Below are 6674 nucleotides of genomic sequence, written 5' to 3' on the forward strand. Positions count from 1 at the left end.
TAACCCTGACGCCAACCCCGGCGAGCCACTTATTTGAGCATTAACCCGGAAATGCGTTCGATATTCGCACAACAAGTTGCTTACCGAACGTAGTATGCTGATAATAATCTGGGCACAGGCTGGTTTGCCATCGCCGGGAATCAGGGAATGTGAAATTCTGCCTGTCCAGATCCGATCACAACAATAATGAACGCGATGCCGCACCGCAGGCATCCATCAAGGAGACATAATGCGCCTCAAAAAATTGCTGCTGCCTGTTGCAGGCGGCCTCATCCTCAGCCTGTCCGCCTTTGCGGCGCATGCGGAAGACACAATCAAGGTAGGCGTCATCGCCGCCTTTTCCGGCCCGTTTGCCGATTACGGCAAACAGATAGAGGGCGGCATCAAGGCCTATATGCGGCAAAACGGCGACAAGGTCGCCGGCAAGAAAATCGAAATCATCATCAAGGACACTACCGGCCCGGCGCCTGACGTGGCCAAGCGGCTGGCGCAGGAACTGGTTGTTAGGGACAAGGTCGACTTCCTCGCCGGCTTCGGCCTGACACCGGAAGCGCTGGCAGTTGCCCCGATTGCAGAGCAGGCCAAGAAGCCGATGATCATCATGAATGCGGCGACGTCCATCATCACCACCAAATCGAATTACATTGCCCGCTTCTCCATGACCTTGCCGCAGGTATCCGGTCCCATGGCAACCTGGGCGGTGAAAAACAACATCAAGAAAGTGGTCACGCTGGTAGCCGACTATGGCCCTGGCATTGATGCGGAAACCGCATTCAAGACCAACTTCATCGGCGGCGGCGGCAGCGTGCTGGAATCGATACGCGTGCCTTTGCGCAATCCGGAATTTGCCCCTTTCATCCAGCGCATCAAGGATGCAAAACCTGAAGCCGTGTTTATTTTCGTTCCCGCTGGTGAACAGGGCGTGGCATTCATGAAAGGCTACCGCGAACGCGGCCTGGCCGAAGCAGGCATCAAGGTCATCGCCACCGGCGACCTGACGGACGATCACGTACTGCCCGCAATGGGCGATGCGACGCTGGGCGTGATCACCACTTTCCATTACTCCGCCAACCATAATTCACCGGAAAACAAGGCTTTCCTGAAAAGCTTTGCAGAAGCAAACCCCGGCGCTGGCCGCGCCAATTTCATGGCGGTGGCGGCGTATGACGGCATGGCTGCAATTTATGAAGTCAGCAAGAAGCTGAACGGCAAGATCGACGGCGACAAGGCAATGGCCATATTGAAAGGCATGAAGCTGAACAGCCCGCGCGGCCCCATCATGATAGATCCGCAAACCCGTGACATCATCCAGACCGTGTATGTACGCAAGGTGGAAAAAGTCGGCTCCGAATTGTTCAACGTGGAATTCGACAAATTCGCCGATATGAAAGATACGGGCAAATAAACTTCACTGGCGCCAGCCTCAAAAAAGCCGGTATCTTTACAGATTTTCTTTTCTATTAAAGTGCTGGAAGCAGATAAATGTAATTCCCAAAAAAATGCCGCTCAGAATGAGCGGCATTTTTGCTGGTGTCAGTAATATGGGAAGAAAGCATCGTGAGCAAATTTTCCTCCTAAGCTGCGATGTAGGGATTGCCCAGCAATCCTATTTTTGGCAGAATTATTCAGTTTTCACGTTGAGGTAAATCGGATTTCCGATCAACATCAGCCTGCCTGCTGCATTGCGCACATCAACCCTGATCCAGTGAGGCTTGCCGTCGCTGTTCCAGCCGAACTCGAATTGCTGGTCCGCTGTTTCTACATTTGCGCTCTTGAGCAGGTCAACGGCTTTGCCATCCTGTAGCACGCTGACCGTGGCGCCGGCGGCATGTGCCACGTGCAGCTTGAACTGGACGGCAGTGCCGGTGGATGCGTGCAATGCATCGCCCATCATCGCCTGCTCAGAGCCGGCCTGGGCGGTCAGCTCCAGCAGACCATCAGATGACCCCGTCACATCGATAAAGACGTGGCCGGCGCGAATCGCCGCCAGGATAGCCAGTTGCGATAATTCCGGCGCATACACTACCGTGGTCGGCTTACCGATTGAGCCAACGCCTTCCGAGTTCAGGCGGTGGTTGTCGCTGCCGCCTACGCCGGTAATGCGGAAACCGCGGTTGAGTTGAGTCTGCCAGAATGGCACGCCGGAATAATGGGTGTCCGCATCGGCGCCGTTCACCGCTTCAATCGCCTGTACGCGGCGCATATCAGTATCGGTATCCCAGCCGCAGCCCATGCACAGTTCTCCGGAAGGCCGCACCGGATGGTTGATCGATACCAGCCCGTGCAGGGATGCGGCAGCAGTCAGTACCGCATTCCAGTCGCGCTGCCCGCCGCCCTTGCCTACGCTGAAATCCAGCGGCGCCAAGGTGCCGAAGAAGTTGGCGTGGCCGTAGAAGGAAGTCAGTTCTCGTCCAGTGATCAACAGCATATGGTTGTAGTACGGCTGCAATTCGCGGATCGCTTCGGCATGGGCAACACCGTTGTGATCGGAGATGGCAATAAAATCCAGCCCGCGTGCCGCGGCTGCCTGAGTGGTCAGAAACAGCGGGCAAGGAACAGGCTCGCCGCCGTCTCGGGCAGGGCAACTGCCGTCGCTGTGGGCGGTGTGCATATGCAGGTCGCCGCGGTACCAGGCCGGCGTGGCCTTCAGCGGCTGGCGCAGAATTTCCGGCTCGTCGGCAATTGCCAGTGTGCGCGAGAAATACACCTTGGCGGTATATTCCGCCTTGGCGTACTCCCGCATGTTCGGGATGCCGAGCAACAGTGCCCATTTGCCGGCCACGATGGGCGTGGGCGTATAGGATGGAGTAGCGTCAACGCTGCTGAGCGTGAAGATGCGCTTGTTGCCGCCGCTCCAGCCGCGCGATGCGCCGTCAGGGCCGAGCAGGCCGAGATCGATCACACTGCGCTCTTCCTTGCCGGTGTAATCGAATTCAACAGTAATGCGCTGGACGCCGGCCGGTACGACAAACGGCACCCTGCGGTAGCTTTGATGGTCGGCGCCCGTCAGGTTGCCGCGCAGGACGAGGTCTGGCGTCGTGGCGCTAGCGCCGCCGGCGCAAGCCAGGAACAGGAAAAGAAGGGAAAGAATACGCATGGGATAGTCTATAGGGGTGGCAGAAAAACCCGGCGGCGAACAAACGTCCGCCGCCGGGATGAGGCACGGGGTGTTAGAACTCGTACATGACTGCAGCGCGGATCGACCGACCCAGCAACGGACGGGCGAGGAAGGCATTCGCACCTGCATCGGCGCTTTGCAATTCGCCGGCACGCGGATTGCCTTCGGTCAGGCCCAGCGAGTTGTTGAGGTTGTCAACGTAGAAAAATACAGAGGTCGATTTTGAAGCAATATACTTGGCCGACATATTGATCGTATGGTAAGCCGGCAGACGCACCGAGTTGGCGGAATCCACAAAACGCTCGCCTTCATATTCATACGACATCTGCACGCGCAACTGGTTGCCCATCAGGTTCAGGCCTGGCACCAGGCGATAGCTGACCTTAGGTACGCGGATCAACTGGTTGTCGGTATAGTCGCGCACCACCGGCTGGTTGTTGACGTTGTCGGTATAGGTGAGATTCTTGTACTTCGGTTGTTGCAGCGTCAAATTGAAACCAAGATCGCCCCACGTGTATGGATGGATTTTGCCTTCCAGTTCCAGGCCGACAGTGCTGGACGACGCATAACCGGTCTGCGGCGTCACCGTCGCGTTATTGATGTTGAACACCGAGTTGGTGTAGCTCACGTTGTTATACTTCGAATAGAACAGCGTGGGGTAAAAGTCCATCATCGTACCGGCATACTTGTAGCCGACTTCTCCCAGACCCATGGTCTGGGTAATAGGCACCGCCGTCGGGGTGGTGATGTAGGAGCTCAGGTTAGGCAGGCGGAAGGCCTGGGTCCAACGGCCGAATATGCCGGAATTTTTTTCCAGCTGATAGTTTGCACCCAGCGTCCAGCCGTCTTTTTTGAAGGTGTGGTCGTAGTAGTTGAACAAGCCGGTGCCGGTACGGATCTTCGACGTGGCAAAAGTGCCGAGGTTGACGTTTTGCGTGATCTCGGTACGGCCTGCCGTATTTACCTGCTCGTGGCGCACGCCGCCGTCGATACGCAGACGGTCGTTGATTTGCCATTCATCGGACAGGTAGAGCGCATTGGTGGTCGACTTGCCACTGGCATTCTCCCATTCATAACCGTAGTTATAAATGCCGTGGTCGGTGACGGTGCCCAGTCGGGTGCCGGCGGCATTGCTGCCTACCAGATCAAGCAACGGCGCCTGGCTTTCCGCACCCAGCAGCACGGTGGACGAATAGCGGTTGAAGTCCTGGCTAAACTTGGCGTAGTAGTAGCCGACAGTGACGTCGTGGGTCTGTTCGCCGATGGTGAACTTGCGTCCCAGGCGGGTGTCGTTGATGAACTCATGCAAAGGCATGGTCACGCCGCGCAAGCCGCCGACGATCATCAGTCCATTGGCGTTGCTGTAATTGGTGCCCGGTGCATAAGTCGGCTGCAACGACAACTGCGTGGCGCCCGGCACGTTCGACAACAGCGGCTGGGATTGCGCCAGGAAGGATGAGATGCTTTGCAACTGGTTAGGGTAGACACCATTACGCTGCGTATCTGTCTTGGAGTAACGCATGGACTCATTGAGCTTCCAGTCGTTCCACAAGTCCTTGTCGAATTTCAGGCTGAGCTGGTCGCGCTTGACGTGCGTCCCTTCGGTATTATCGAAGTTGTACAAGCTGCCATTGCCCATTTTCATTTGCACGTTCTGCGTCTGCGGGCCGGCCACGGTGCCGTAGTTGCCGTTAAATCCGGCTACCGCGCTGAGCGAGCCGTCCGGATTGGTCATCATCGGAATGCCGAGGAAGAGCGCAACCTTGTCGTCAAGATGCTTGAAGTCGGCCGTGATGCGGCCATGATCAACCTCTTTGGCCAGCTTCAGGCGAATCTGGCCACCCTTGTCAGCTGTGAACCCAGGGCTGCGGATGCCGTCGTCTTGGCGGTAAAAACCGCCGATGCCGATGCCCCAGTCATTGGCCAGCGGTGTCGAATACCAGAAATCGCCACGGTGTAAACCGTAGTTGCCCATCGTGTACTTGACCAGGCCGCTTGGCGTCTCGCCGATCTCGCGCGAAAGGAAGTTGATCGCGCCGGCAGGCGCATTGGTATAAAACACCGACGATGGACCGCCACGCACGACTTCGATTCGGTCGATGGTTTCGTCCAGGCGGAAAGCCTGGTCTGCATTCAGGTAACCCAGCGATGGATCGTGCTGCACAGGGATGCCGTCTTCCAGCAATGTGACCGAACCGAAGCCGTCCACCGGGATGCCGCGCGCGCGGATGTTTCCGGAAGCTTCGCCGCCGGAGGCCTCAACCCAGAAACCCGGCACTGATTTCACTGCCTCGGTAACCGAAGTAGGTGCCTGCATGCGCAAGGTTTCTTCGTTGATGGTGGTGATGGAATAACTGGCCTTGGCCTTGGTGCGTGTACCCGTACCGGCGCGGCCGGTAACGATGACGACATCGCCTGAGCCCGCATCGGCTGCAGGTGCAGCGATGACGGAAGCCGGCGACGCAACCGGTGCTTCCTGCGCATGAAGCGGCAGCGCCGCCATTGTCAGCAGCGCGGTGCCGCTGACCTGAAATGCCGCACGTACGGCGTCGCGGATAATATTCGATGACACTATGATTCCCCTGTTGATATGGTGGCCGTCCGTACGAACGCGCCACGCATAATTTTTGAAGCTGGCACACGAATGTGCGCAACACTGCCCGTTGCCGATTGGACCGATTTCAAAATGAAAGCGGCCTCGAAAGCTCAACGGTGCCGTAATTTATCAAGCGAATATGAAAGGTTTGTGACGCCGCCGAAGCATAAAAAATTTTCCAGATCGATGTATTTTTTAATCGAAATTTATGGAACTGTGATATGCGAAACTGGTTCGGGATATAAGCAATCGATTGCAATCGCGGACCCCATAACCACAGGTTCTACGCGAACAAATGAAGGGAATGGCATATCACCAAATCGGCCTTTATCGAGCATGCATTTGGTGTTGTTTTTTGGGTCGGCGTAGGATGAATTTTTTATGCGAAATTCAGCCCGCTGAAACACGACAGCCCAACGCTGTTGATATGCATTGAAACTGATCCGCTTTGCAAAAAAATTCGCGTAATTCCCGAATATGAGGCAAAGCTATATGATGGAAAAACCGCAGTGGCAACATGCTGATTTCCGAATTTTTTTCTCGCTGAATTGACCCGGTCAGTTTGATCCACTTTCCACTGCCTGGCAAAGGCGACCGCCCGGTCGTACACCTCAAATCCTGGTCTTTCAGATCTAGGTGCATTGTTTCAGGCTGCGTCGCTGCTTGCGGTTTTTTTTTGACTCCGTCTTTAACCAGCCCGAAAGCTGGAAAGCATATTTGTCGATGGCGCTGGCTGCTTGCCATTCCGCATAAACCGGCTTGGTGGTTTCCGAGCGCAGATAGCGCCGGACTGTGTTTCGAGAGATACCCAAGCGTCTGGCGATTTCTCTCAGGGGGACCTGGTCACGAATGTGCCAGCGTCGAATAATGCCTAGTAATGCCACGTCGATCACTCCAATCTCCTACTCATCAAGATAAGTAGGATTGTGTTCTAAACGTGGGTCAGAATTACGTGCAAAT

4 protein-coding genes are annotated in these 6674 nt (G+C 55.9%); 1 reads left to right on the forward strand and 3 read right to left on the reverse strand.

Annotated elements, in window-relative coordinates:
• Positions 1-229 precede the first annotated feature (229 nt).
• Positions 230-1405 (forward strand): ABC transporter substrate-binding protein, encoded by a 1176-nt coding sequence (locus tag ACO0LO_RS28720; protein ID WP_422969926.1) that lies wholly within the window; start codon positions 230-232, stop codon positions 1403-1405.
• Positions 1406-1621: 216 nt separating this feature from the next.
• Here the strand turns inward: ACO0LO_RS28720 and ACO0LO_RS28725 are convergent, their stop codons facing one another.
• The 3 genes from ACO0LO_RS28725 to ACO0LO_RS28735 form a co-directional block, all read right to left on the reverse strand.
• Positions 1622-3097, reverse strand: coding sequence for a CehA/McbA family metallohydrolase (locus tag ACO0LO_RS28725; RefSeq protein WP_422969928.1), 1476 nt, complete (start codon positions 3095-3097; stop codon positions 1622-1624).
• 73 nt (positions 3098-3170) lie between these two features.
• Positions 3171-5690, reverse strand: coding sequence for a TonB-dependent receptor domain-containing protein (locus ACO0LO_RS28730; RefSeq protein WP_422969930.1), 2520 nt, complete (start codon positions 5688-5690; stop codon positions 3171-3173).
• A gap of 656 nt (positions 5691-6346) precedes the next feature.
• Positions 6347-6607 carry a helix-turn-helix domain-containing protein gene (locus ACO0LO_RS28735; RefSeq protein WP_422969932.1) on the reverse strand — a complete coding sequence of 87 codons (261 nt, stop codon included), beginning with the start codon at positions 6605-6607 and terminating at the stop codon, positions 6347-6349.
• Positions 6608-6674 lie beyond the last annotated feature (67 nt).

The organism is Undibacterium sp. TJN25, assembly GCF_049339885.1.
In the GTDB taxonomy this organism is placed as follows: Bacteria; Pseudomonadota; Gammaproteobacteria; order Burkholderiales; family Burkholderiaceae_D; genus Undibacterium.

Excerpts from the sequence above, each read along its gene's own strand:
- ACO0LO_RS28720 (WP_422969926.1), top strand. The coding sequence starts at position 230 with ATGCGCCTCAAAAAATTGCTGCTGCCTGTTGCAGGCGGCCTCATCCTC.
- ACO0LO_RS28725 (WP_422969928.1), bottom strand. The coding sequence starts at position 3,097 with ATGCGTATTCTTTCCCTTCTTTTCCTGTTCCTGGCTTGCGCCGGCGGC.